The organism is Mesorhizobium sp. M2C.T.Ca.TU.002.02.1.1, from assembly GCF_003997225.1.
In genome coordinates this window covers 1-461 of the sequence record NZ_RZTO01001522.1, presented here as the reverse complement: position 1 = coordinate 461, position 461 = coordinate 1, and the positions used below count along the sequence as shown (strand labels likewise).

General features: G+C 68.3%; 1 pseudogene. It reads right to left on the bottom strand.

Annotation, left to right across the window (positions count from 1 at the left end):
* A pseudogene (locus tag EOD07_RS37090) lies at positions 1-424 on the bottom strand (hypothetical protein); the annotation flags it as partial.
* Positions 425-461 lie beyond the last annotated feature (37 nt).

Below are 461 nucleotides of genomic sequence, written 5' to 3'. Positions count from 1 at the left end.
GGCCGAAGAGATGCAGCCAGGCGAGCGCCGTCACCTGCGGCGCGATCATCAGCGGCAGAAGCAGGAGGAAACCGAGGATCTTTCGTCCAGGCAGATCGGTCATCGTCACCGCGATGGCGAACGGGATGCCGAGGCAAAGCGCCAGCAGCGCGCCGAAAAAGGCCGTGTCCAGCGTATGCCACGTCGCCTTTAGCGCGGCAGGGCTGGCAAGCCGCCCGGCGAAGGCTGCGAAATCGACCTCTCCGCCGGGCGCGATCGCCGCAAGCACGAGACGCGCCATCGGCAGCAGGCTGAGCACGGCGACGACGAGCAGAACAGCCAGCGCCGACAGACGCTGGCTGGATATCGCGCCTGGCAGCGCGAAACCGTCTGCCCGCGGCAACGCCGGGCCCGACTCGGCGACGCGATGTTCCGCGGAGGCCAACTTGCTCTTCGCGCCGCTTACTGGCTCATCACCGCGC